General features: G+C 72.1%; 17 protein-coding genes. 5 read left to right on the top strand and 12 right to left on the bottom strand.

Annotation, left to right across the window (positions count from 1 at the left end):
* Positions 1-47 precede the first annotated feature (47 nt).
* Both IDM40_RS09900 and IDM40_RS09895 read left to right on the top strand, forming a co-directional pair.
* A complete protein-coding gene (locus IDM40_RS09900) occupies positions 48-2,024 on the top strand; it encodes an acyl-CoA dehydrogenase family protein (RefSeq protein ID WP_193121644.1) in 1,977 nt (658 codons plus the stop codon).
* Between the two features lie 80 nt (positions 2,025-2,104).
* A complete protein-coding gene (locus tag IDM40_RS09895) occupies positions 2,105-2,704 on the top strand; it encodes a PadR family transcriptional regulator (protein WP_193121643.1) in 600 nt (199 codons plus the stop codon).
* Positions 2,705-2,726: 22 nt separating this feature from the next.
* On the opposite strand, the gene IDM40_RS09890 is transcribed toward IDM40_RS09895, so the two are convergent.
* From IDM40_RS09890 to IDM40_RS09860, 7 genes are all read right to left on the bottom strand, one after another.
* Positions 2,727-3,500 carry a VOC family protein gene (locus IDM40_RS09890; protein ID WP_193121642.1) on the bottom strand — a complete coding sequence of 258 codons (774 nt, stop codon included), beginning with the start codon at positions 3,498-3,500 and terminating at the stop codon, positions 2,727-2,729.
* Positions 3,501-3,658: 158 nt separating this feature from the next.
* On the bottom strand, positions 3,659-4,288 hold the full coding sequence (locus IDM40_RS09885) for a hypothetical protein (RefSeq protein WP_193121641.1): 630 nt from the start codon (positions 4,286-4,288) through the stop codon (positions 3,659-3,661).
* 159 nt (positions 4,289-4,447) lie between these two features.
* Positions 4,448-5,065 (bottom strand): TetR/AcrR family transcriptional regulator, encoded by a 618-nt coding sequence (locus IDM40_RS09880; RefSeq protein ID WP_193121640.1) that lies wholly within the window; start codon positions 5,063-5,065, stop codon positions 4,448-4,450.
* Between the two features lie 70 nt (positions 5,066-5,135).
* Positions 5,136-6,308, bottom strand: a complete 1,173-nt coding sequence (locus IDM40_RS09875) for an acyl-CoA dehydrogenase family protein (protein WP_193121639.1) — start codon at positions 6,306-6,308, stop codon at positions 5,136-5,138.
* On the bottom strand, positions 6,305-8,335 hold the full coding sequence (locus tag IDM40_RS09870) for an acetyl/propionyl/methylcrotonyl-CoA carboxylase subunit alpha (RefSeq protein ID WP_193121638.1): 2,031 nt from the start codon (positions 8,333-8,335) through the stop codon (positions 6,305-6,307). The genes IDM40_RS09875 and IDM40_RS09870 overlap by 4 nt, the downstream gene beginning before the upstream one ends.
* Before the next feature lie 70 nt (positions 8,336-8,405).
* On the bottom strand, positions 8,406-10,007 hold the full coding sequence (locus IDM40_RS09865; RefSeq protein WP_193121637.1) for an acyl-CoA carboxylase subunit beta: 1,602 nt from the start codon (positions 10,005-10,007) through the stop codon (positions 8,406-8,408).
* Positions 10,004-11,755 carry an acyclic terpene utilization AtuA family protein gene (locus IDM40_RS09860; protein WP_193121636.1) on the bottom strand — a complete coding sequence of 584 codons (1,752 nt, stop codon included), beginning with the start codon at positions 11,753-11,755 and terminating at the stop codon, positions 10,004-10,006. Before IDM40_RS09860 ends, IDM40_RS09865 begins: the two co-directional genes overlap by 4 nt.
* A 148-nt stretch (positions 11,756-11,903) precedes the next feature.
* Here IDM40_RS09860 and IDM40_RS09855 point away from each other — a divergent pair, with 148 nt between their 5' ends.
* The 3 genes from IDM40_RS09855 (at position 11,904) to IDM40_RS09845 (ending at position 14,287) form a co-directional block, all read left to right on the top strand.
* Entirely contained in the window at positions 11,904-12,386 is a 483-nt protein-coding gene (locus tag IDM40_RS09855; RefSeq protein ID WP_193121635.1) for a hypothetical protein, read from the top strand.
* A gap of 100 nt (positions 12,387-12,486) precedes the next feature.
* Positions 12,487-13,095: a hypothetical protein gene (locus IDM40_RS09850; RefSeq protein WP_193121634.1), complete on the top strand. Its 609-nt coding sequence runs from the start codon at positions 12,487-12,489 to the stop codon at positions 13,093-13,095.
* A 154-nt stretch (positions 13,096-13,249) separates the two neighbouring features.
* Positions 13,250-14,287 (top strand): UbiA family prenyltransferase, encoded by a 1,038-nt coding sequence (locus IDM40_RS09845; RefSeq protein WP_193121633.1) that lies wholly within the window; start codon positions 13,250-13,252, stop codon positions 14,285-14,287.
* Between the two features lie 52 nt (positions 14,288-14,339).
* On the opposite strand, the gene IDM40_RS09840 is transcribed toward IDM40_RS09845, so the two are convergent.
* The 5 genes from IDM40_RS09840 to IDM40_RS09820 all read right to left on the bottom strand — a co-directional run bounded on the left by IDM40_RS09840 (position 14,340) and on the right by IDM40_RS09820 (position 20,810).
* On the bottom strand, positions 14,340-15,629 hold the full coding sequence (locus IDM40_RS09840; RefSeq protein ID WP_193121632.1) for a thymidine phosphorylase: 1,290 nt from the start codon (positions 15,627-15,629) through the stop codon (positions 14,340-14,342).
* 111 nt (positions 15,630-15,740) lie between these two features.
* On the bottom strand, positions 15,741-16,160 hold the full coding sequence (locus tag IDM40_RS09835; RefSeq protein ID WP_193121631.1) for a cytidine deaminase: 420 nt from the start codon (positions 16,158-16,160) through the stop codon (positions 15,741-15,743).
* Positions 16,139-17,734, bottom strand: a complete 1,596-nt coding sequence (locus IDM40_RS28800; RefSeq protein ID WP_193121630.1) for an ABC transporter permease — start codon at positions 17,732-17,734, stop codon at positions 16,139-16,141. Before IDM40_RS28800 ends, IDM40_RS09835 begins: the two co-directional genes overlap by 22 nt.
* Positions 17,731-19,209: an ABC transporter permease gene (locus tag IDM40_RS09825; RefSeq protein ID WP_193121629.1), complete on the bottom strand. Its 1,479-nt coding sequence runs from the start codon at positions 19,207-19,209 to the stop codon at positions 17,731-17,733. Before IDM40_RS09825 ends, IDM40_RS28800 begins: the two co-directional genes overlap by 4 nt.
* The gene (locus IDM40_RS09820; protein ID WP_193121628.1) at positions 19,206-20,810 is read right to left on the bottom strand and encodes an ABC transporter ATP-binding protein; all 1,605 of its coding nucleotides are present in this window, start codon (positions 20,808-20,810) and stop codon (positions 19,206-19,208) included. The genes IDM40_RS09825 and IDM40_RS09820 overlap by 4 nt, the downstream gene beginning before the upstream one ends.
* Positions 20,811-20,947 lie beyond the last annotated feature (137 nt).

Here is a 20,947-nt window from a genome sequence, read left to right as displayed (position 1 = left end):
TCTCTCCCATAACGTTGGGGCACAGGCGCTAGAAGGGGGACCACACCATGACCGAACAGCCGCTACGAGCCGACGACTCCGAGCTTCGGGGGTTGCTCGACGGACGGTGGGCGCACGTGCGCGAGCGTGCGCGCGACCTGCTCCAGGGCGAGGACTTCGCCCCCGTCAACGGGCTGTCGATGGAGGACCACCGGACCCTGACCACCGAGCGGCTCGCCAAACTGGCCGAGACCGGGATGCAGACCTACGGGTTCCCGGAGGAGGTCGGTGGTTCCGGCGACGTGGGCGCCTCCGTGGTGGCCTTCGAGATGCTGGTGTCCGACCTGTCGCTCATGGTCAAGATGGGCGTCCAGTGGGGCCTGTTCGGCGGGGCGATCAACGCGCTGGGCACCGAACGCCATCACCGCGAGTACCTGCCGGGTGTGATGTCGCTGGACATCCCCGGATGCTTCGCGATGACCGAGACCGGGCACGGCTCGGACGTGCAGAGCCTGCGCACGACGGCCACCTACGACCCGAAGACCGAGGAGTTCGTGGTCCACACGCCCGACGAGTCGGCGCGCAAGGACTACATCGGCAACGCCGCCCGGGACGGGCGCATGGCCGTGGTCTTCGCCCAGCTGCAGAGCGCGGGGATCGATCACGGGGTGCACGCGCTCATGGTTCCGATCCGAAACGACGACGGGAGCGCGGCGCCGGGTGTGACCATCGAGGACTGCGGGCCCAAGGCCGGCCTCAACGGTGTCGACAACGGCCGCCTCTGGTTCGACCAGGTTCGGGTACCGCGCACCAACCTCCTCAACAAGTACGGGGACGTGGGACCGGACGGCGCCTACACCAGCCCGATCGAGAGCAAGAACCGGCGCTTCTTCACGATGCTGGGAACGCTGATCCGAGGCCGCATCAGCGTGGCCGGCGGTGCGGGCAGCGCGGCCAAGGCGGCGCTGACGATCGCGGTGCGCTACGCCGACACCCGCCGCCAGTTCACCCGCCCCGCCGCCGACGGCGAGCCCGAGCGCGAGGTGCGGATCCTGGACTACCTGGCGCACCAGCGCAAGCTCCTGCCGGCGCTGGCCCGCTCCTACGCCCTGCACTTCGCCCAGGAGGAGCTGGTCACCCGGCTCCACGAGCTGTACGGGGACGAGGAGCGCGACCCGCACGACCAGCGGGAGCTGGAGTCCCGTGCGGCCGGGCTCAAGGCGATGTCGACCTGGCACGCCACGGAGACCATCCAGATGGCCCGCGAGGCGTGCGGCGGCGCCGGGTACCTGGCCGAGAACCGGATCCCGCAGCTCAAGGCCGACTCCGACATCTTCACCACGTTCGAGGGCGACAACACCGTCCTGTTGCAGCAGCTCACCAAGGGGTTGCTGACCAACTTCCAGGACGCGTTCGGCGACCTCGACCAGATGGGCCTGGCCCGGTTCATGGCCAACAAGGTCTTCGAGACGGTCATCGAGCGCACGGCCGCGGTGCCGCTGATCGACCGCCTCGTGGCGGCCGCGCCGGGCCGGAGCGGCAACACGAGCCTGTACAACCGCGGCTGGCAGCTGGAGCTGCTGGAGGACCGCGAGAAGCACGTCGTGGAGGGCCTGGCCTCGCGCATCAGGCGTGCGAAGAAGGACGGCAGCGACGGGTTCGAGGTCTTCAACCACGCCCAGGACCACGTGCTGCGGGCCGGCCGGGTGCACATGGAACGTGTGGTGCTGGAGGCGTTCGTGGCCGGCATCGACCGGTGTGGCGACACCTCCACGGCCAAGCTCCTCAACCGGGTGTGCGACCTCTACGTGATGTCGGTGATCGAGGAGGACCGCGCCTGGTTCCTCGAGCACGAGCGCCTGTCGACCGCGCGCGCCAAGCAGGTGACCGCGGCCGTCAACGAGCTGTGCCGGGGCCTGCGCCCGTACGCGGTGCAGTTGGTGGACGCGTTCGGGCTGCGCGACGAGTGGCTGGCCGCGCCCATCGCGCTGGGCCGCGAGCACGACCGCCAGGGGGACCCGGTCCCCGAGCGCGGCCAGGGCTGAGTCCCGGACACAGCTGAGGTGTTGGACGGGCGCGGCCGTGCACGGCCGCGCCCGCCGTCGAGGTGAGAGAGGGCGTCGGAATGTCGGCGATCCGGCTGCTGGTACTGGGTTCGGTACGCCACCACGGGAGGGCCCACGGGTACCAGGTGCGCGGCGACCTCGAGTCCTGGGGCGCGCACGAATGGTCCAGCGCCAAACCCGGGTCGATCTACCATGCCCTCAAGCAGCTGGCCCGCCAGGAACTCCTGGTCGCGCACGAGGTCGAACCCTCTGCGGCGGGCGGCCCGCCGCGCGTGGTGTACAGCATCACCGACGAGGGCACGCACACGTTCTTCACCCTGCTGCGCGGGGCGCTCTCGTCACCCGACACCAAAGTGGACGTGCTCTCGGCCGGCCTGGGCTTCATGGTCGACCTGCCCCGGGACGAGGTGGCCGCCCTGCTCCGGGAACGCCTGGACGGGTTGTGGGCCTGGCACGCGTCGGTCTCCGAGTACTACTCCCCCGAGGACGGCCCGACCTCCCTGGGCCACATCGGCGAGATCATGGACCTGTGGGTGCGCACGGCCGAGGCGTCGGCGGTGTGGACCCGCGGCCTGATCGAGCGCATCGAGGCCGGGGCCCACGTCTTCGCGGGCGAGGAGGGCGAACCCTACGAGGGTGTGTTCACCGAGGAGGTCTGACCCCTGGACCGGGACCGACGGCTCAGCCGCCGCCCTCGGCGAACCAGCGCCGGGTCTCCTCGACCGCGTCCAGGTCCCCGGCGGCCTCGGCCTGTTCCTCACCGGTGAGCTCGATGGCGTCGAGCTCCTCCAGGCGGCCGCGGATCACCTCGGGGTCCTCCCCCACCGCGGTGCCCAGCTCCACGAGCACCGCCAGCATGCGCGCCCGCTCCACGGCGGGGGCGTCGGCGCCGTGGCGCTTGAACCCGGACTTGGCTCGGCGGTAGGCGTGCGCGTCGTCGGTCTTGTACTCGCGGAGGATGCGCACCTCGTCCAGTGACCGGCCCAGACCTTCGAGCTCGGGCGAGCCTCCGTACTCGAGCTCCTCGGGTTCGTCGCGCTGGATGAACAGGAGCGAGTTGCCGTTGGGGTCCACGAGGGTGAAGCGGCTCGATCCGGTTCGGAACCGGGTGATGCGCGGGACCCCGCGTGCGAGCACCTTCCCGCGGGCGGCGCGCATGCCCGCCACGAACTCCGCGTGGTAGGCGGCCACGTCGTCGACCATGACCAGGGCGATCCCGCCCTCCTCCTTCGCCGGGTCGGTGCCCTTGGGCGCGTCCACGAAGTGCACGTGGAGCCCGCTCCAGCCCAGCGCCATGTAGAAGTAGGGCCGCCGCTGGTCGTGCTCGACCCGGAACCCGAGCATCCGGTAGAAGTCCACGGTCGCGTCGGCGTCCACGCAGCCCAGGACCGGGACCACCGCCTCGTTGGCGCGCACGCCCACCCCTTCGCCGCTCTCCGCCTTCTTCTCCGTCATCGCCGTTCCGCCCTTCGTCGCCGCTGATCGAAGCTTCACGCTAAGCGGCCGACCCTTTCTAGTCAAACTTGACTACTGGGGTCTTGGAAAGCGCGCCCGGCCCTGGTCCGGGCGCGCTCGCACACGCGTCGTCCCCGGTCACGCCGGGGACGGAAGCCTCAATTCTCGGTGCGGGTCGTCTCCACGACGGTCTCGCCCCCGTGCCCCTGCGGGCCCGGCCCCGGGTCCGGCTCGGCACCCGGCTCGGACCCCGGAGCGACACCCTCATCACCCGACCTCAGGCGGACCGGTTCCCACCACCACCAGTGCGAGTCCGGGACCCAGGAGGGCACCTCGTCCTCGGTCGTGATGCCGGCGTCGACCGCGACCTCGGCCAGGGCGTCGTCGATCCGGGTGATGGCGTCGACGTCACGGGGGCGCAGGACCACCGACCAGGGCACGAACTCGTCGCCGAGGATCTGCAGCATCGACCGCCGCCAGCAGGCTGGCCGGTAGCCCTCGTGCCGTCCGTTCTCCGCCGCGGTCTCGCTGCGCACGACGTACAGGCCCAGACGGTCGGGGTTGTTGCCCTGGGCCAACAGCTCGGCGAGGTTGCCCGCGAACTCGCGGAACCCTGGCGAGCTCCGGTGTGCCGGGGTCGTGGCCCGGTACAGGTCGAACAGGGCCGCGAACGCCGAGTCCATGAGGGCGTCGCGGTCCCTGGTGCGCGTGGCACTCTCCGCGAACGCGTTCAACGCCCGTCCGGCCAGGCCGGGGAGGTCCCCGCCCGTCTCCGCACTCACCGACACACCGCCTTGTCCAGTTGGATCGCTTTACTCCGGGTTGGTCCGTGCCAACCGGTTCGATGATAAGCCTCCACGAACCGGGGCGTGTCCTCGGGACCTTCGACCCTGGCGGAGCGCTCGACGCGCCCCGGTCGCAGCCCCTCCCACGGGCCCGGGGACCCCTCAGGCGGCGGGGCTGCGCTCCAGCTCGCGTTCGAGCATCGCGGCCCACTGGCGGGCGATGCGGTGGCGCCGGGCGGTGTCGTCGGTGAGCAGGTTGGCCAGCCCCAACCCGCGGGCCAGGTCCAGGGTGGCCTGCACGGTCTCGCGCACACCCGGCACGGACTCGTCGGCGCCCAGCACCTCCACGGCGGCGCGGTGGGCCTCGCGCCCCACACGCTGCTCCAGCGGCACCACCCGGGGGTAGAGGTCGGGGTCGCTGGCCGCGCCGGTCCACAACTGCAACGCGGCCTGGAACTCGGTCCCGCTGAAGACGTCGAAGAGCAGCACCACCATCGCCTCGACCCGGCCCGGCCCCTCGGGCAGGTCCTCCATGAGGCGCCGCAGCCCCGTGATGAGCCCGTCGGCCATGCTGTCGAAGGCGGCCACGAACAGATCCTCGCGGGTCTGGAAGTGGTGCTGGGCCGCCCCGCGCGAGACACCCGCGCGTTCGGCGACCGCGCCCACCGTCGTCCCGGGCACCCCGCGCTCGGCCAGCAGGGCCACCGCCGACTCCAACAGGCGGGCTCGGGTGGCCCTGCTGCGTTCCTGCCTGGGCTCCTGTACCCGTCCGGTCTCCACGGGCGCGCCTCCCACGTGCGGGGCCGGGCCGGGCGCAGGTCGGTGCGCCCGGCCCGGCCGGTGTCCTCGGTCAGTACGACTTGGGCAGGCCGAGCGACTGCTGCGCCACGTAGTTGAGGATCATCTCCCGGCTGACCGGGGCGATCCTCGACAGCCGTGCGGAGGTGAGGGCGGCGCCCAGCCCGTACTCGCTCGCCAGGCCGTTGCCGCCCAGGGTCTGTACGGCCTGGTCGACCGTGCGCACGCAGACCTCGGCGGCAGCGTACTTGGCCATGTTCGCGGCCTCGCCCGCCCCCGCGTCGTCGCCGGAATCGTAGCGGAGCGCCGCGAACTGGGTCATGAGCCGCGCCTGCTCCATCTCGATCTTCACCTGGGCCAGCGGGTGCGACAGGCCCTGGTGTGCGCCGATCGGGGTGTCGCGCCAGACCACGCGGTCCTGCGCGTAGTCCACGGCCCTGGCCAGGGCGTGCCGTGCGGTGCCGGTGGACAGCGAGGCCGCCATGATGCGTTCGGGATTGAGCCCGGCGAAGAGCTGCAGGAGCCCGGCGTCGGGGTCGCCGACCAGCGCGTCCGCGGGCAGGCGCACGTCGTCCAGGAAGAGCTGGAACTGGTGGTCGGGGCTGACCAGGTCCATCTCGATCTGCTGTTTCTCGAAGCCGGGGGTGTCGGTGGGCACGGCGAACAGCGCCGCGGACAGGCGGCCGGTGCGTTCGTCCTCGATGCGGCCGACCACGAGCACCGCGTCGGCGACGTCGACGCCGGAGATGAAGGTCTTCCGCCCGTTCAGCACCCACTCGTCGCCGTCCTTGCGGGCGGTGGTCGTGATGCGGTGGGCGTTGGAGCCGGCGTCGGGTTCGGTGATGCCGAAAGCCATGATCGCGGAGCCGTCGGCCAGGCCGGGCAGCCACCGCTGTTTCTGTTCGGGGGTGCCGAAGCGCGACAGCACGGTGCCGCAGATGGCCGGGGAGACCACCATCATCAGGGTCGGGCAGCCGGCGGCGCTGAGCTCCTCCAGGACGGCGCCCAGGTCGCCGATGCCGCCGCCCCCTCCGCCGTACTCCTCGGGGATGTTGACGCCGAGGTAGCCGAGCTCGCCGGCCCGCTTCCACAGCTCGGTGAGGTAGGCGCCCTCCTTGGCGCGGGCGCGGTAGTACTCCTGCCCGTACTCGGAGGCGAAGGCCGACACGGCGGCGCGGAGTTCGGTGCGTTCGGACGGTTCGGTGAAGGTCATGGCGCCGGTCATGAGTCCTGCCCTTCGTAGTCGAGCACGGCCAGCGGTGTGCCGGCCGAGACCTTCTGCCCCTCCGCGACCGGGATCTCCCGGACGGCACCGGCGGCGGGGGCGGTGACGCGGTGCTCCATCTTCATCGCTTCCATGCGCAGCAGGGTCTGGCCCTCGGAGACCTTCTCCCCCACGGTCACCCCGACCGAGGTGACGGTGCCCGGCATGGGTGCGGGCAGGGCACCGGGGTCGACGACCGCCTCGGGTGAGGGCAGCGGGTCGACGGGGACCAGGGTGAGGGCGCCGAGCGCCGACTCCACGTGCACGTGGTCGGAGCCGGGATGGACGTGCACGCCGAACCCGCGGCGCACCCCGTCGGCCTCCAGGACCACGTGGCCGGGGCGGGCCGAGAGCACGCGCACGCCCTCCTGGTCGGGCAGGTAGGCGCCGCCGGAGGTGCGGTAGGCGCTGGTGAGCTCGTGCCCCTCGTCGGTGGTGTGGCGGCGGGTGTGCGCCTGGGAGGTGAGGTTGCGCCAGTTCGCCGCGATCCCGGCGGGGACCGGGGTGCGGGAGCGGGCCTCCTCGGCCGCCGAAAGGCTCGCGGCCAGTGCGGACAGGCGCTCGGCGGCGCGGTCGGCCAGCGGCTGGGCCAGGGCGGTCAGCCGGTCGCCGGAGAGGAACCCGGTGTGCGGCGCCCCTGCGGCGAAGGCGGGGTGGCGCAGGGTCCGCACGAGCAGGTCGCGGTTGGTGCCGACGCCGTGGACCCGGGCGCCGGCCAGGGCGGAGCTGAGCCGGCGCAGGGCGTCGCGGCGGTCGCGTCCCACGGCCACGACCTTGGCGAGCATGGGGTCGAAGTCGGTGCCGACGCTGTCACCGGCGGCCACACCGCTGTCCAGCCGCACACCGGGTTCGGTGAGCGGGGTGAAGACGCAGGTGGCGGCCGGGACCTCGAAGGCGTGCAGGGTTCCGGTGCGCGGGCGCCAGTCGTTGCGGGGGTCCTCGGCGTACAGGCGCACCTCGACGGCGTGGCCGCGCGGTGCGGGCGGGCCGCCCTCGGGCAGGTGCTCGCCCTCGGCCACGCGGATCTGCCACTCGACCAGGTCCAGGCCGGTCACACACTCGGTGACGGGGTGTTCGACCTGCAGGCGGGTGTTCATCTCCAGGAAGACCGGGTCGCCGGGGGTGCCGTCCTCGGCGACGGGCACGAGGAACTCGGCGGTCCCGGCGCCCACGTAACCGATGCGTTCGGCCATGCGGCGTGCGGCCCCGTGCAGGGTCTCCCGGAGTGCGTCGCCCAGGCCGGGCGCGGGCGCCTCCTCCACGACCTTCTGGTGGCGGCGCTGCACCGAGCAGTCGCGTTCGCCCACCGCCCAGACGGTGCCGTGGGTGTCGGCCAGGACCTGCACCTCGACGTGGCGGCCGAGTTCGACGTAGGGCTCGCAGAACACGGTGGGATCGCCGAAGGCGGAGGCGGCCTCGGCGGAGGCGCGGTCGACCTCCTCCGCCAGGCTCTCCAGGTCGCGCACCACCCGCATTCCGCGGCCGCCGCCCCCGGAGGAGGCCTTGACGAGCACGGGCAGGTGGGCACCCTCGACCTGTTCGGCGGTCAGGGCCTCGGAGACGGGGACCCCGGCCTCGCGGGCGAGCTCCTTGGCGCGGGTCTTGGCGCCCATCTCCTCGATGGCCTCGGGCGGGGGCCCGACCCAGGTCAGGCCGGCCTCGAGCACGGCGCGGGCGAAAGCTGCGTTCTCCGACAGGAACCCGTACCCGGGGTGGACGGCGTCGGCGCCGGCGGTGCGGGCGGCGTCCACGAGGGCGTGCGGGTCGAGGTAGGCGTCGACGGCGCCGCGGCCCTCGGGCACGTCCAGGCGCACGGCGGCGTCGGCGTCGGTGACGTGGGGGGCTCCCTCCTCGCCGGGGGTGTAGACGGCCACGGCCGCGACGCCCAGGTCCCGGCAGGTGCGGGTGATGCGGCGGGCGATCTCGGCGCGGTTGGCCACGAGGAGGGTGGAGACGGGTCTGGTCGGTGGAGCGAGGGGTGAGTTCACCTGGTTCTCCCGGACGGTGCCCGGCGGCGGGCCGGGGCGGCGGACGGTGGGGACGGGGACGGCCGGCGGTTCACATCCGGAAGACCCCGAAGGCGTCGGTGCCCTCCACGGGTGCGTTGTGGGCGAAGGACAGGCACAGGCCCAGGACGGTGCGGGTGTCGCGGGGGTCGATGACACCGTCGTCGTAGACCCGCCCGGACAGGAACAGCGGCAGGGACTCGGACTCGATCTGGTTCTCGACCATCTCGCGCACGGCGGCGTCCTGGTCCTCGTCGTAGGGCTGCCCCTTCTTCTCCGCCGACTGCCGGGCGACGATGGAGAGCACCTCGGCGAGCTGCTTCGGCCCCATGACCGAGGAGCGCGCGCTGGGCCAGGCGAACAGGAACCGGGGGTCGTAGGCGCGTCCGCACATGCCGTAGTGCCCGGCACCGTAGGAGGCGCCGATGAGCACAGAGAAGTGCGGGACGGTGCTGTTGGAGACGGCGTTGATCATCATCGAGCCGTGTTTGATGATGCCGCCCTGCTCGTAGTCGGCGCCGACCATGTAACCGGTGGTGTTGTGCAGGAACACCAGCGGGGTGTCGGAGCGGTTGGCGAGCTGGATGAACTGGGTGGCCTTCTGCGCCTCCTCACTGAAGAGCACGCCCTGGTCGTTGGCGAGGACGCCGACGGGGTACCCGTGCAGGGTGGCCCAGCCGGTGACCAGGCCCTCCCCGTAGGCGGGCTTGAACTCGTCGAACTCCGAGCCGTCCACGACGCGGGCGATGACCTCGCGGGGGTCGACCGGCACCTTGAGGTCGGGCGGCATGACGCCGGCGAGCTCCTCGGCCGGGTACAGGGGCTCGGCCGCCTGGGGCAGGGCCGGACCGCCGCCGGCCTTGCGGTGGTTGAGGCGGGCGACGATGCGGCGGCCGATGCGCAGGGCGTCGTGCTCGTCCTCGGCCAGGTGGTCGGCCAGCCCGGACTGTTCGGCGTGCATGCGCGCGCCGCCCAGGGACTCGTCGTCGCTCTCCTCGCCGGTGGCGGCCTTGACCAGGGGCGGGCCGCCGAGAAAGACCTTGGAGCGTTCGCGCACCATGACGACGTGGTCGCTCATACCGGGGATGTAGGCGCCGCCCGCGGTGGAGTTGCCGAAGACCAGCGCGATGGTGGGCACGCCCGCGGCGGACAACCGGGTCAGGTCGCGGAAGGTGCGCCCGCCGGGGATGAAGATCTCCTTCTGGCTGGGCAGGTCGGCGCCGCCGGACTCCACGAGGCTGATCATCGGCATGCGGTTCTGCTCGGCGATCTCCCCGGCCCGGTGGGACTTCTTGAGGGTCCAGGGGTTGGAGGCGCCCCCGCGCACGGTCGGGTCGTTGGCGACGATCACGCACTCCACGCCGGAGACCACGCCGATGCCGGTGACGATGCTGGCGCCGACGGTGTAGTCGCTGCCCCAGCCGGCGAGCGAGGACAGTTCCAGGAACGGGCTGCCCTCGTCGAGGAGGAGCTCGATGCGTTCGCGGGCCAGGAGTTTTCCGCGGGAGCGGTGGCGGTCGACGTACTTCTCTCCGCCGCCGGCGACGGCCTTGGCGTGCTCGGTCTCGATCTCGGCGATCCGGTCGAGCATGACCTTGCGGTTCTCGGCGTGCTCGGCGGAGGAGGGGTCGATCCGTGAGGTCAGGACGGTCATGGCAGCAGTGCCTCCGGGAGGTCGGTCTGTCGGGCCCGCAGCCACTCGCCGAGCCCCTTGGCCTGGGGGTCCTGGCCCTCGCGGCGTGCGGTGCCGGGGGCGAGGATCCCCTCGATCCAGAAGTTGGCGGCGCGCAGGTTGGGCAGCAGGTGGCGCGTGACCTTGAGGTCGGCGGTCTCGGGCAGCAGGCCCTGGAGCCGCTCGGCGGTCAGTTCGTGGGCCAGCCACGCGAAACCGGCGTCGTCGCGGGCCCACACGCCGAGGTTGGCGTCGGCCCCCTTGTCGCCGCTGCGGGCCCCGAGCACGGCGCCGAGGGGAGCGCGGCGGCGCGGGCCCCCGGGCGGGGGTGCGGGCAGGGGCGGTTCGGGCACGGGGGCCAGGTCCTGGAACCGGGTGGGGGGTTCCACGGTGGTGCGGTCCCCGTCGGGCAGGATCACCGTGTGTTCGACCTCCTCGACGGGGACGAACTCGTGGGTCGCGGCGACGCCGTCGGGGCGGGCCGAGCGCGGGGGCGCGCTCATGTGGAACCCGGCGTACCCGGCCAGGGCGATCTCTACGGCGGCGGCCCCGAAACCCCGGCCGATGGCGCGGGCGTCGTGGTCGCGTGCGGTCACGCGCAGGCGGGAGGTCGCCGCGTCCTGGGTGTCGCCGGCGGGGTCCTCGGCGGGGTGGAAGTCGAAGCGCAGTTCGCCGGGCTTGCGGTGCTCGAGCTTGGCGCGGATCTGCCGCTCGGCCCAGGCGGCCTTCTCCCTGGCGCCGTCACCGGTGATGAGCAGGTCGTACTCGTTGCGGAACCCGGTGAGCCCGGTGAGGCCGACCTTGAGCGTGGGCGGGGGCGCCTCCCCGCGGGTGCCGCTGAGCCGGACCCGGTCGGGGCCCTCCTGGGTGAGCTCCACGGTGTCGAGCCGGGTGGTGACGTCGGGGCCGGGGTAGCGGGCGCCGGCGATCTCGTACACGAACTGTGCGGTGACGGTGCCGGTGGTGACCGCTCCTCCGGTGCCGGGGTGTTTGGTGATCACGGCGCTGCCGTCGGCGGAGATCTCCGCGATCGGGAACCCGGGGTGGTCCAGGTCGAAGCCGTCGGCGACGAGTTCGGGGGCGAAGGCGTAGTTGCCCCCGGTGGCCTGGGCGCCGCACTCGATGACGTGCCCGGCCGCGGTGGCCCCGGACAGGGCGTCGAGGTCGTCGCGGGTCCACCCGAAGTGGGAGATGGCCGGGCCCACGGCCAGGGAGGCGTCGGTGACCCGTCCGGTGACCACGATGTCGGCGCCGGCGTCCAGGCACGCGGCGATCCCGAACCCGCCGAGGTAGGCGTTGGCGGTGAGCGGGGCGCCCAGGCCGAGCTCCTCGGCCCGGTGGAGCAGGTCGTCGCCGGTCACACACGCGATGCGCGGTTCGAGGTCCAGCTGCTCGGCGAGCTCGGTGAGCTGGTCGGCGAGCCCGCGCGGGTTGAGGCCTCCGGCGTTGGTGACGACCTTGATGCCGCGTTCCATGACGAGCTGGAGGGTCTCGCGCATCTGGCGCAGGAAGGTCTTGGCGTAGCCGCGCCCGGGGTCGGCGAGCTGGTCCCGGCCGAGGATCGCCATGGTGAGTTCGGCCAGGTAGTCACCGGTGAGGACGTCGACGGGGCCTTCGGTGAGCATTTCGTGGACGGCGGCGATGCGGTCTCCGTAGAAGCCGGACGCGTTCCCGACCCACAGCGGTGGCGCTGTTGTCGCAGTCATGGTGACGAGAGTGACACCGCCCACACAAAAAAACAAGCACAGGTGATTGTTTCTCTTGCGGCAGAGGTCGCGGCCCTTGCCCCGGACCGATCACCCCCGATGACCGGATCCGGCCATGGAACCGGCGGTCCCGCCCGTATCCGGGCTCCGCGGACCCAGTAGTTTTGGGTCCGTGAGTACCTCCCGAGAAGACGAAGCAACCGAGAGCACCACCGACGCGGACCTCTCCCCCGAACCCCGTGAGGACCAGGTCGACGACGGGACGACCGGTGCCCCGCAGACCGGCGCCGACTTCGTCCAGGGGTCGCGCCCCCAGGCCCTGCCCCGGGGCGGAGGCGTGTTCTCCCCCGAGTCCCTGTCCCTCACCGGACTGCTCCTGCTCCTGCCGGTCCTGGTGGGCGGCCGCCTCCTGGAGCGCGTGGCGTGGTTCGGAGTCGGTTCCGGTACCGCCGAGGCCGCCCAGCTGGCCGTCCTGCGTTCCGAACTGCTGATCACCGGAACCATCGCCGGGCTCGCCGTCCTGCTCGCCTCGGTGTCGCTGTTCACCGGTGACGACCGCACCCGCGCCTGGGCCCGGTGGGCGGCGTCGGCGGTCGTGATCGCCGGTGTGGTCAGCCTGCTGATGTGTGTCGTCGCCTTCGTCGGGATCGTCTAGGACGGTCGAGGCCCGACTGACCTGCCCCTGCAAGCGCGAAAGCCTCGGCCGCACCGCTCCTTAGGCGCCGTTTATCCAGGTCGGGGGGTACGTTGGCCGCATGGGCAACGACAACACCAATCCCACGGACCGTCCTGAGGAGACCGAGGGGCAGGCCCCCGGGTATCCCGAGGACACGAACGTCGACACCCAGAACGGCGACCCGCGTTGGGCCGGGCCCCATGACGAGGCGGGCGACGGCACCGAGGGCGCTGAAGGCGCCGCGTACGCCTACAACGAGCAGGGTTACGGCGAGGCCCCAGTCAGCGCCGGCGCCGTGGCCGCACAGCCCCGCACCGGCGGGCTGCTCGGTTCGGAGACCTTCGCGCTCAGCGCCGTCTTCCTGCTGGCCGTGACACTGCTGTCCAGCCAGCTCGTGCAGCTCTTCAGCTCCGTCATGCAGATCGGCGACCAGCCCGTCCCGCACGAGCAGGTCGCACAGCTGTCCAACCAGGCCCTGGTCGGGGGCGGACTGGCTCTGCTCACCGTGCTCTTCGCCGGCCTGGCCCTGGTCCTGGCCGACGTCGGCACGCGCGCCTGGGCCCGCTGGGGCGCCATGGCCACCATCATCGTGGGTCTGCTGTTCGTGATCGTCGCGGCCCTGACCTACGTGATGATCCCGGCCGGATCCGAGCCGCAGATGCCGGAGATGCCGGCCATCCCGCAGTAGTGGCCGTGCCCTCCCCCTCCCGTTCGGGCGGGGGCGAAGGGAACCGTGTCCGCAGCCCCGGCGCCCGCGATGTGCGGCCGCCGGGGCTCTGTCGTTCCGGGCCCCGGCGGTAGACTGACCGTGCCTTGGCCCCCAGCCACGAAGGTCGCCCCCCGTGTCCGAACACGCCTCACCGGCCGAGCCCGCCTTCGACCCCGAGCTCCCGCAGCGTGTGCACGACGAGCTCCATTTCCGGCACGACGAACTGCTGCGCGCCGGTGACGAGCGGCAGTGGACCCGGGAACTGTCGGCGGGGCAGCGCTGGACCGAGGCCCTGCTGTTGTCGGCGCTCAGTGCGGTCCCCGCCTTCGCGGTGCTCTGGGCGGCCTCCGTCTTCTTCCTGCCGCTGACGATCATCGCCGGGATCCTGCTGGTCATGCTGGTGTTCGGGGCGTTCGGGTACAACCCGGCCCTCGGGTTCTTCGTGCTGACGGCCTCGGCCGGGCTCGTGTCCCTGGTCGTGTGGCTGGGCCCGCAGGCGACCGTCCACACGATCTCGGGCGGGGTGTGGCTGGCGGGGACGTTCTTCGCCGCGCGCTACGCCCTGCGCGACGCGGGTGAGCGCCTCCCGCACGTGTACCGCGACCACTACGTCGTGCCCGCCGACCTGCACCCGGTGGAGCGGGGCATGCTCGGTCGGGTGCAGGTCGTCGTGGACCTGACCGAGTCGGCGCAGGAGAACCTCGGCGGGGCGTTCGACGCCACCACGGCCCTGCGGACCCTGCAGGCGCAGGAGTGGGCGCTCGCCCAGCTCTTCCTGCGCCGCAGCCACCTGGCCCGCGACCTGGAACGGCGCGAACGCGAGGCGGTCTCCGACGCGGTCCAACGTTCCCTGGATCCCCAGCGCTCCTCCCTGCAGCGGGTGCGCGCCGACGCCGAGGAGCGGGTCGCACGCATCGAGTCCTACGGCCGCACAGTCGCCGACGCCCTGGTCAAACAGCGCGAGTGGGAGCAGGTGCGCGAGAACCTGTCCCGTGACGAGGCCTACGGGGACCTGCTGTTCGACACGGAGGGCGCGCCCGAACAGCGGGGCGAGGGTGTACCCGAGGACAGCGCGCTGCGTGCGGTGCGCGAGAGCCGGGACGAGAGCGTGCGCCGGGCGCTGGACGAGGTGCGGTGGCTCTCCGAGGCCCAGGACGTTCTCGACCGCTGACCCGCCGGCGCCCGCGCCCCGCGGCGGTGCGGGACGCGGGCCGATACCGGGTTCAGCCGATGCGGTCCAGTACCAGGGGGCCGGGGTCGAAGCCGGGGTCCTCCCCGACGTCGTAGGAACCGGCCAGGGCCTGCGCCGCGCGGTCGAAGCGCTCGGGTTCGTCGGCGTGCAGGGTGAACAGGGGCTCCCCGGCCGAGACACGGTCCCCCGGCTTGGCGTGCAGGGTCACCCCGGCGCCGAAGGAGACCGCGTCCTCCTTGCGTTCGCGGCCGGCGCCCAGACGCCAGGCGGCCAGGCCCACCTGGTAGGCGTCCAACCGGGTGAGGACCCCCGAGGCGGGCGCCAGCACCACCCGGTGCTCGGCGGCCTCGGGCAACGGGGCGTCCGGGTCGCCTCCCTGGGCGTGCACGAGGTCCTTCCACACGGCCAGGGCGCTGCCGTCCGCGAGGGCGTCGGCGGGGTCCTTCACACCGTCCGTGCCGGGGGTCAGGCCCGCGGAGGTGAGCATCTCCCGGGCCAGCGCCACGGTGAGTTCGACGACGTCGGAGGGTCCGCCACCGGAGAGCACCTCGACCGCCTCGGCGACCTCCAGGGCGTTGCCGACGGTGCGGCCCAGCGGGGCGGACATGTCGGTGAGCAGGGCGGTGGTGCGCACCCCGTGGTCGTTGCCGATGTCGACCATGGTGCGGGCCAGTTCGCGGGCCGAGCGCAGGTCCTTCATGAACGCCCCGGAGCCGACCTTGACGTCGAGCACCAGCGACCCGGTTCCCTCGGCGAGCTTCTTGCTCATGATCGAGGCGGCGATGAGCGGCACCGACTCCACGGTCCCGGTGACGTCGCGCAGGGCGTAGAGCTTGCGGTCGGCGGGGGCGAGCCCGGTCCCGGCCGCGCAGATGACGCCGCCGGTCTCCTTCAGGACCTTGCGCATCTCCGTGGGGGTGAGCCCGGCCCGCCAACCGGGGATCGACTCGAGCTTGTCGAGGGTGCCGCCGGTGTGGCCGAGCCCGCGCCCGGACAGCTGCGGTACCGCGGCCCCGCAGGCGGCGACGGTGGGCGTCAGCGGAAGGGTGATCTTGTCGCCGACCCCGCCGGTGGAGTGCTTGTCGGTGGTGGGCCGGGCCAGGTCGGAGAAGTCGAGGCGGTCGCCGGAGGTCAGCATCGCCTCGGTCCACCGGGCGGCCTCCGCCCGGTCCATCCCGCGCAGGAACACCGCCATGGCCAGCGCGGCCATCTGTTCCTCGGCGATCTCGTCCTTCGTGTAGGCCTCGATGACCCAGTCGATCTGCTCGGGGCTCAGCCGTTCCCCGTCGCGTTTGGTGCGGATGACCTCGATGACGTCCATGTCCTGTTCCTTCGCGTCGTCGCGGGGCGGAAGGCACCGGGCGGGGGTGCTCCCTACAGCTGTCCCCGGCACCGACGGGCGGGGCCGGGGACAGTCACGGTGTGTCCTGGATCAGACCAGGTTGTGCGGCCCGAAGGCCTGCGGCAGGACCCGGTCCATGGTGAGCACGCCCTCGGGGGTGTCCACCAGGAGCCCGGGCCCGCCGTGTTCGTACAGGAGTTGGCGGCAGCGCCCGCACGGCATGAGGGTGCGCCCCTCTCCGTCGACGCAGGCGAACGCGGTCAGGCGCCCGCCGCCGCCGGCGTGCAGGGCGCTGACGAGCCCGCACTCGGCGCACAGACCGACCCCGTAGGAGGCGTTCTCCACGTTGCAGCCGGTGACGGTGCGCCCGTCGTCGACCAGTGCCGCCGCGCCCACCGGGTACCGCGAGTAGGGCGCGTAGGCACGGGCCATGGCCTGGCGGGCGGCGCCGCGCAGCGCCTCCCAGTCGACCTCGTGCGGGGTGTGGCTCATGAGCGGCTCGCCCTCCACTGTTGTCCGATGCCGGCGGGTGCCCGCAGCTTCTGTGAGGCCAGCGAGAGCACCAGCAGCGTCGCGATGTGCGGACTGTAGGTGGACAGCTCGCGTGGCAGCGAGTCGGTCCCGAAGTACCAGAACAGCAGAAGCGCAGCCGTTCCCGCTGTCACCACCGCCAACGCCGTGGCACGTTCCTTGTGGCCCCACATCGACACCAGCGCGGCGATCACCCCGAGCACGGAGCCGGCCACGAACACGGTCGTGGTGTCCGTGGTGGGCAGGGCCGTAAAGGAACCGAGCCAGTACGCCAGCGCCCCCACCGTCACGAGTCCGACCGCGACCGTGGCGAGCCACGGGGTGTCGGGGTTGCGTGTGCCGATGAGCGCCAGCACCAGGCCGATCAGCAGGAGCAGGCCCGAGGCCGGCAGCAGGGTCCCGGAGAACGCGGCCAGCGGCCCGGCCGAGACGAACGCGTAGACCAGCGCACCGGTCACCGCCGAGACGGCGCCGACGCGGCCGATGAGCGAGCTGCGGGCCCGCCACACCGCCCAGGCCAACAGCGCGGCCACGAACAGCAGGAGCAGCGCGTGGATGGCCGCACCGCCGCCGCGCACCTGCAGGGCGTCGGTGTAACCGAACAGGCCCGCGCCCATGGCCAGACCGCCCGGGCGCCAGTTGCCGAAGATCATCGCGGCCAGACCGATGTAACCGCGGCCGCCCGTCTGGCCCTCCTGGTAGATGTTCGAGGCCACCAGCGACAGGAACGCGCCGCCCATGCCGGCCAGGCCGCCGGAGATGATGACGGCCGTGTACTTGAGGCGGTAGACGGCCACACCGAGGCTCTCCGCGGCGTCGGGGTTCTCACCGACCGACCGCAGCCGCAGACCGAAGGTGGTCCTCCACAGCAGCACGTAGGTCAGCGGGATCATCAGGAGCGCCACGAGGGTCAGCGCGGACATGTTCGTGGTCAGCCCGACGACGAAGGCCGCCAGGTCGCCGATGACGAAGATCCCGCTCGCCGCGACGGGCTGGAGCAGGTCGGGCAGCACCGGCAGGGACAGCGTCGGGAAGTCCGGCGTGACCGGGGACTGCGCCGCTCCGGCCTGCGGGACGTCCTCGTAGGTGAGGATCGACAGGTACCGCATCGCGCCGAGCATGAGGATGTTGATGGCCACACCGGAGACGATGTGGTCCACCGCGAAGGTCACGGTGGCCACGGCGTGGATGAGGCCGCCGGCCATGCCCGCGACCACGCCGGCGAGCATGCCGATCCAGGGGTCGCCGGTGGTCCAGGCGAAGTAGGCACCGAACCAGGTCCCGAGGATCATCATGCCCTCGAGACCGATGTTGATGATGCCGGCGCGTTCGGCCCACAGACCGCCGAGCGCTGCCAGGGCGATGGGCACCGCGAACACCAGGGTGGTGCGCACGGTCCCGGCGTCGGTGAGCATGTCCTGGCCGGTGATGACCCGCAGGCCCGCCAGGGACACGAAGACCGCGCCGAGCAGGGTGAGGAAGCGCCACTTGGCCCACCCCTTGGGGCGTGCCGGGGTCTTCGCGGTCGCCTTCACGTTGAGTTCCTGGCTCACTTCGCCTCCCCGGGGGACTCGACGGTCCGGCCGAGCTGCTTACCGATCTGCTGCTGTTGGTAGCGCCGGCCCCAGCGGTGCACGACCTCGTAGACCACGACGACCGTGAGCACGATGGTGGCCTGGGCGATGACCGCGATCTCCTGCGGTGTGCCGTCGAAGGGCAGGATCCCCGCCGCCTGGTCGAGGAAGGACCACAGCAGCGCCGCGAAGACGATCCCGACCGGGTGGTTGCGGCCCAGCAGGGCGATGGCGATCCCGATGAAGCCGATACCGACGGGGAAGTCGAGCGCGTAGTGGTGGGAGTGGCCCAGCAGCTGCGGCAGGCCCACGAGCCCGGCGACCATGCCCGAGAAGAGCATGGACAGGAACACCATCTTCTTGACGTCGACACCGCTGGCCTCGGCCGCCGTCTTGGACTGGCCGGTGGCGCGCAGCTCGAACCCGAACCGCGTGCGGTTGAGCATCGCCCAGTACAGGAAGCCGACCACCGCGGCCAGGACGATCATGCCCCAGATCTCGCGGTCGGAGCCGAGGAAGCCGGCGGGGATGCCCGGCACCCACGACGACTCCGGCATGGGCGGGGTACCGATGTTGTTGGTGCTCAGCTCCACCGCCAGGCGGTCGGTGCTGAGCAGGTAGGCGGTGATGCCGGTGGCGATGGAGTTGAGCATGATCGTCGAGATCACCTCGGACACCCCGCGGGCCACCTTGAGGTAACCGGCGATCCCGGCCCACACACCGCCGACCGCGACGGCGGTGGCGATGATGATGATCTGGCTGATCACCGGCGGGAGCATGATGTAACCGCCCACCGACGCCGCGGCCAGGGCCGCGAGCCGGTACTGGCCGTCCACGCCGATGTTGAACAGCCCCATCTTGAAGCCGATCGCCACCGCCACGGCCGCCAGGTAGTAGGTGGTGGCGGTGTTGACGATCTGCACCATGCTGTCGGGCCGGGAGCCGAACTCCAGCATGCGCCCGAAGGTCTCCACGGGGGCGATACCGCTGATCTGGAGCACGGCGCCGGTGACCGTGAGCGCGATGACGCCGGCGGTCAGCACCGCGGCGAACGACAGCGCGAGCATGGCCGACAGGCGGTGGAAGAGCACGAAGGCCAGCGCGGAGCCGACGAGCGCGCCCAGGCCGGCGGCGACCTCGGTGATGAGTTGCAGGTCGAGGATCCAGGCGGTGGCCAGGCCACCGGCCAGCGCCAGCACCAGGGACATGGGCGCGACCAGCACCTTGTGCAGGGGCGTGCCCTCCTCCTTGGCGCCGGTCGCCCCGGTGCGGCTCTCGTCGCGGGTGCGCGCTGCGGTGGCGGCGACCAGCACGAAGGCTGCGCCGACACCGATCAGGAGCGCGGCCCACCAGAGCAGGAACAGGTCGAGCACGACCGCCGTGGCCGTGCCCAGAACCAGGGCCAGGCCGAAGACGGCCGGTGCGGCGAAGGTACGGGGAGCGTTATCGGTCATGCTCCGCCCTCGCCCTCGTCGTCGCGGGTCCGGTCGGCACGGGGGCCACCTTCCGTGTCGTCGGCGCTGCCCAGTCCGGCGCCGGTCATGGCGGAGCCGAGCTGTTCCGGGGTGACGCCGGTGGGGTCGGCCTCGGCGACCAGGCGGCCGCGGAGGATCACGTGCAGGGTGTCGGACATGCCGATGAGCTCGTCCAGGTCGGCCGAGATGAGCAGGACGGCCAGACCCGCGGCGCGGGCCTCGCGCAGCTGCTCCCAGATGGCCGATTGGGCGCCCACGTCCACGCCGCGGGTGGGGTGGGCGGCCACGAGGAAGCGGGGTTGCCCGCTCATCTCACGCCCGATGATGAACTTCTGCTGGTTGCCGCCCGAGAGCGCGTCGGCGACCACGTCGATACCGGGGGTGCGCACGTCGTACTCCTCGACGATGCGCTCGGAGTCGGTGCGGGCGCCGGCCCGGTCGATCCACGGGCCGCGCACGCTCGGGGGCCGGGTCTGGTGTCCCAGGATCCGGTTCTCCCAGAGCGGGGACTCCAGGAGCATGCCGTGGCGGTGGCGGTCCTCGGGGATGTATCCGACCCCGGCCTCGCGGATGTGCAGCGTGGACCACTCGGTGATGTCGGCGTCCTCGAGGTGGATACGGCCGGCGCTGAGCGTCTGCATGCCCATGACCGCCTCGATGAGCTCGGACTGGCCGTTGCCCTCCACGCCGGCGATCCCGACGATCTCGCCGCGGTGCACGTCCACGGACACGTCGTCGACGACCGGGCGGCCCTCGGGCGAGAGCACGGTGACGCCGTCGAGGGAGAGCACCACGTGGTCGGTGACGGTGGACTCGCGCAGTTCGGGAACCGGGAGTTCACCGCCGACCATGAGCGTGGCCAGCTCGCGGGCGGAGGTGGCGGCGGGGTCGACGGTGGCCACGGTGGTGCCGCGCCGGATCACGGTGATCTCGTCGGCCACCGACAGGACCTCGTCGAGCTTGTGCGAGATGAAGATGACCGTCAGGCCCTCGCGCTTGAGCTCGCGCAGGTTGTCGAAGAGCTCGTCGACCTCCTGCGGCACCAGGACCGCGGTGGGTTCGTCCAGGATGATGGTCTGTGCGCCGCGGTAGAGGACCTTGAGGATCTCCACGCGTTGGCGGTCGCCGACGCCCAACTCCTCCATGAGCCGGTCCGGTTTGATCCCGAGCCCGTACTGGTCGGAGAGTTCGAGGATGCGCGCGCGGGCCTTGTGCCCGATGCCGTGGCGGCGTTCGGCCCCCAGCACCACGTTCTCGAGCACGGTGAGGTTGTCGGCCAGCATGAAGTGCTGGTGGACCATCCCGATGCCCTGCTTGATGGCGTCGGAGGGCGAGCCGAAGTGCACGGGGGTCCCGCGGACGAGGATCTCCCCCTCGTCAGGACGGTGCATTCCGTACAGGGTCTTCATCAGCGTGGATTTCCCGGCCCCGTTCTCGCCCACGATGGCGTGCACGGTACCGGGGGCCACAGTGATGTCGATGTCGTGATTGGCCACGACGCCGGGAAATCGTTTGGTGATCCCGTGCAGCTCGACGGCGGGGGGCGCATCGGCCCCGCCGCCCGGTGGCGTGCTGCTCATCTTTCTCCTCGTGGAAACGGCAGCGCGGCGGATCGGGCCGGATCCCGGCCTTTCGACACCGTCGCCGCAAAAACGCAAGATGGGGGCGGTACCCGCGGGGCGTGTGGGAATGTGTTCCGCTGCCTGCGCCGGTACCG

Origin of the sequence: Nocardiopsis coralli (assembly GCF_014892575.1) — a bacterium.
Classification (GTDB): Bacteria; Actinomycetota; Actinomycetes; order Streptosporangiales; family Streptosporangiaceae; genus Nocardiopsis; species Nocardiopsis coralli.
The sequence above is the reverse complement of the archived record's forward strand: the minus strand, read 5'-3'. Positions and strand labels throughout refer to the sequence as shown.

What these genes read in the sequence shown, in the direction of transcription:
- IDM40_RS09850 (WP_193121634.1), top strand. Translation starts at nt 12,487, where the DNA reads ATGGGCAACGACAACACCAATCCCACGGACCGTCCTGAGGAGACCGAG.
- IDM40_RS09900 (WP_193121644.1), top strand. Translation starts at nt 48, where the DNA reads ATGACCGAACAGCCGCTACGAGCCGACGACTCCGAGCTTCGGGGGTTG.
- IDM40_RS09895 (WP_193121643.1), top strand. Translation starts at nt 2,105, where the DNA reads ATGTCGGCGATCCGGCTGCTGGTACTGGGTTCGGTACGCCACCACGGG.
- IDM40_RS09875 (WP_193121639.1), bottom strand. Translation starts at nt 6,308, where the DNA reads ATGACCGGCGCCATGACCTTCACCGAACCGTCCGAACGCACCGAACTC.
- IDM40_RS09820 (WP_193121628.1), bottom strand. Translation starts at nt 20,810, where the DNA reads ATGAGCAGCACGCCACCGGGCGGCGGGGCCGATGCGCCCCCCGCCGTC.
- IDM40_RS09825 (WP_193121629.1), bottom strand. Translation starts at nt 19,209, where the DNA reads ATGACCGATAACGCTCCCCGTACCTTCGCCGCACCGGCCGTCTTCGGC.
- IDM40_RS09840 (WP_193121632.1), bottom strand. Translation starts at nt 15,629, where the DNA reads ATGGACGTCATCGAGGTCATCCGCACCAAACGCGACGGGGAACGGCTG.
- IDM40_RS09890 (WP_193121642.1), bottom strand. Translation starts at nt 3,500, where the DNA reads ATGACGGAGAAGAAGGCGGAGAGCGGCGAAGGGGTGGGCGTGCGCGCC.
- IDM40_RS09865 (WP_193121637.1), bottom strand. Translation starts at nt 10,007, where the DNA reads ATGACCGTCCTGACCTCACGGATCGACCCCTCCTCCGCCGAGCACGCC.